The following is a 3,392-nucleotide window of genomic DNA, read 5'->3' as shown; positions in this document are numbered from 1 at the left end:
TAACGAGCGAGAGAGTGTTCCACAAATATTCAGTTTTTTTGTTTTTCAGAGTTTCAATTCCGCATTTTTGGATTTTTGAGCAATGAAATATAACGTTGTTGTATATGGTTTGTTGCGTGTTTTAAGCAACTAATTTAGTAAATAATTACCGACCAAGAAAGTCCGCGAGGACTTTCGTAAGTAGGCGAGAAGCCAGCAATAAATTATATACGGTGTTATATAGCGTTATTTTATCCATTCAATTGCTAATTCAAGTGATTGTTCAGATTTACATTCAATATCTGGAGTTATTCCGTAAATAATTTCTTTGTTTTTATTACACATTTGCGCATTTGTTATTCCAAGAATTGCTCCACTTGTAAATTTATAAGTCATAACATCTGATGTTTGACCTTTTGTTTTAGTACCAAATATTTTTGTTTTGTTTTGAAACTTTAAAGATTGAGCAGTAAATTCCGCTTGACTTGCAGTATTTGCGTTTACTAAAACCGCTATTTTCCTATTTTTATTATTTAATGTATCATTATTGTTTGATTCAGCAACAATTTCATTACCATAAAAATATTTGTTATTTATTAATTTGTGTATTAAATACTTTTCATTTTTTTTGTATGATAAACCAATAATGGAATCTTGATAAAGAAGAGATATTCCTAAAGGCATCATCCCGATTCTTCCTCCTTTATTATTTCTTAAATCAATTATCCAACCAGATAAATTACTTTGAGTGTCAATTTTTTTTAGGGACATTTTTATTCTTGAAGAATATAATGAGCTCAAACTATCATTCCCTGCAAAGCCTAATATTTTTAAATAGCCAATATCTCCTTTTAGAATATGGGATTTTATTTCAGGAATTTTAATAGAATCATTTGTTAAAAAATTAGATTTATCTTTCGGATAAAGAAAAAAACTATGTTTGTCATTAATTATATTTAACGCTTGAACGATTCCTTTATAAGCATCATTATTATTTCGGAATGTGGGAATTGAATCATTTATTTTCTTTTCGATTAATGTCCAATTAATTTCTTTTTTTTTAATGGATTCTGTTTTTATAATATTGTATGCTTTATTGAAGAGTCCCTCAAAATTTGGTTTAATCTCCTCTTTTTTACAAGATAAAAAAAGAATAAAAAGAAAAAATATTATTATAGAATTGTTTTTCATTAGAGTATTCGTGGTAATGCTATATAACGTTTTTGTGTATGATTAGTGGCGTGTTTAAGCACCTAATTTAGCAAATAAAAACCGAATAGAAAATCCGCGAGGATTTTCGTAAGTAAGCGAGAACAAGCCATTAATTATACACGTTGTTCTACACCGTTTTTATTCCGATTGTTATTAATTCGTATCAATATGTAATCGATGTTGGTCGCAATGTAAACACTTAAATAAATAACCTTGCATTCCGCCATCATTCAATAAATATTGTTCAAATTCAGATTGCGATAATCCATATTCCGATTTTATTCTTTCAATATCGTCTGATAAATTTTCTTTCAGATGCTCAATTTCTTTCCATCCAACATATTTCTCAAATGAGCAATAATCGTCGTGATGTGCAAGCCAAACTTCTTGTTGCCAACTTATATAATTCGGTGTTTTCGTAACTAACTCAGTTAGTTTACTTTGGTCAGAAACTTCTTCGCACGAAGCATCATCGATATACATTCCATCATATTTTTTAGATGCACTTCCATCCGCAACACACCAAGGACAGATAAATTCAACTTCTTCCACAGCGTAAATTCCGCCAGAGTAAGCATATTCTCTATTTTTCTCACAAACTGGACAATCAATATTTTTCTTTTCAATTATTCCCAATTCGAGTGCGTTCGGTTGGTATTTAAACTTTGGTAATTCAGCCATATTTTTTGAATTCAGAGTGTTATTATTTTTACAGCCAGAAACAATTCCGATTACTAATATTAATGCTATGACGAATGTTTGTTTCAAATGGTGTAGAACGTTGTTGTATATGGTTTGTTGCGTGTTTCAAGCAACTAATTTAGCAAATAATTATCGACAAGAAAGTCCGCGAGGACTTTCGTAATTAGGGAAGAAGCCAGCAATAAATTATATACGGTGTTAGCCACTGGTATTTTTCCTGTTTTTAAATTCTTTAATAGGATTTCTACCTTTCCAAATATAGTTTCACTGTAATTAATCTGTTTCCCTTTTATTAATTCAATTTGATGTAATTCAGAGGGGATTTGATTATCCTTTTCTTCATTTAGTGAAAATTGATTTAACTGCATAGGCATAACATTACTTACTTCAAATGTATTCAGTAATTCTTTACAGAAACCTTCAGTTTGTTTAAAAGATTTAACTGGTATTACAATATTATATAATTTCCCTATGTGTTTATTTATACTTTTATTTATATGAGTAGAAGAATACTTAATTCCATCTAACTCATTCTTGTTAATCCATTGTAGTAAAAGTTGTGGTATAATATATTCTGGTTTAAAAGCGACATTTCTATCTGGAACTTTTACTGAACAGGCTGCTATTAATGGCCAAACAATCATATCATAATTAGATAAATCATTATTATCGAAGAGTAAAGATTTTTTTTCATAATAGATGTCATTAGAAAGGTCTAATAACTTTAAGTCTCGAGTGTTTTTAAATCTAGCGGCTTGAATTAAATTACTTGATGGTCTTCCTAACTCTTCCCAAGCAACATAAATTGAATTCGCTAAGTATAAAGATGGCAATCCTGGAATACTATATCTTTGTGTAGCAACTAGTTCTCTTAAATTATAAGGTATATGAAATATCTCCTTTCGATTTAGAGGGTAATTACTATCTTTTATTCTGATTCTGTAAAGATTTGAACCATTATGAATAAGAGATTTTTTATTTAAATATATAATTAAATCAGTTTCTTTAAGAGTTGTCGATAATATTCTGTATGCTTTACTTGGATTACCTTCATAATAAGCTTCTATAGTCTTTTTTATACCATTTGATAGCTTACTAACCTTATCATTGAGATATGTATCATTATTAAGTTCGTTATTTTTTTTGGAGTAATAATCAAGTACTGAAAAAAGACATTTTCTAAAATCTTCTCCTTTTTTTCTTTTAATCGGTAGTTTAGGAGTTTGATTAATTATTTCTTTATACATAATTGGTGTTTACTTGTGGCTAACGTTTTGGTATAAAAATTTTGCGATTTAAAAATGCGGCAAATTTTCCACCGGAAAATTAGAAGCATTTTTAAAAAAGCAAAAAGCTTTGATTAGGCATAAATTTAAGCAATTTTTTTTAGTGAGTTTACGACTTTTCTACTTTTACCTTAGTTTTACACAAGTGAGTTTAGAAAGCGTTGTTTTTATATTGTAGCATATTTTTTTTAACGAATTTAAATACGGATTAGT

At 28.7% G+C, this 3,392-nt stretch carries 3 protein-coding genes; all 3 read right to left on the bottom strand.

Going from position 1 to position 3,392, the window contains the following annotated elements; translation table 11 throughout:
- Nucleotides 1–225: 225 nt before the first annotated feature.
- Nucleotides 226–1,170, bottom strand: a complete 945-nt coding sequence (locus SHK09_RS15210) for a S41 family peptidase (RefSeq protein ID WP_319811645.1) — start codon at nt 1,168–1,170, stop codon at nt 226–228.
- Between the two features lie 174 nt (nt 1,171–1,344).
- Complete coding sequence (locus tag SHK09_RS15205; protein ID WP_319811644.1) at nt 1,345–1,872, bottom strand: CbrC family protein; 528 nt, start codon at nt 1,870–1,872, stop codon at nt 1,345–1,347.
- Nucleotides 1,873–2,006: 134 nt separating this feature from the next.
- Nucleotides 2,007–3,140 (bottom strand): RES domain-containing protein, encoded by a 1,134-nt coding sequence (locus SHK09_RS15200; RefSeq protein ID WP_319811643.1) that lies wholly within the window; start codon nt 3,138–3,140, stop codon nt 2,007–2,009.
- Nucleotides 3,141–3,392: the final 252 nt, after the last annotated feature.

Origin of the sequence: Polaribacter sp. PL03 (assembly GCF_033875165.1) — a bacterium.
GTDB lineage: Bacteria > Bacteroidota > Bacteroidia > Flavobacteriales > Flavobacteriaceae > Polaribacter.
The sequence above is the reverse complement of the archived record's forward strand: the minus strand, read 5'-3'. Positions and strand labels throughout refer to the sequence as shown.

Excerpts from the sequence above, each read along its gene's own strand:
- SHK09_RS15210 (WP_319811645.1), bottom strand. The coding sequence starts at position 1,170 with ATGAAAAACAATTCTATAATAATATTTTTTCTTTTTATTCTTTTTTTA.
- SHK09_RS15205 (WP_319811644.1), bottom strand. The coding sequence starts at position 1,872 with ATGGCTGAATTACCAAAGTTTAAATACCAACCGAACGCACTCGAATTG.
- SHK09_RS15200 (WP_319811643.1), bottom strand. The coding sequence starts at position 3,140 with ATGTATAAAGAAATAATTAATCAAACTCCTAAACTACCGATTAAAAGA.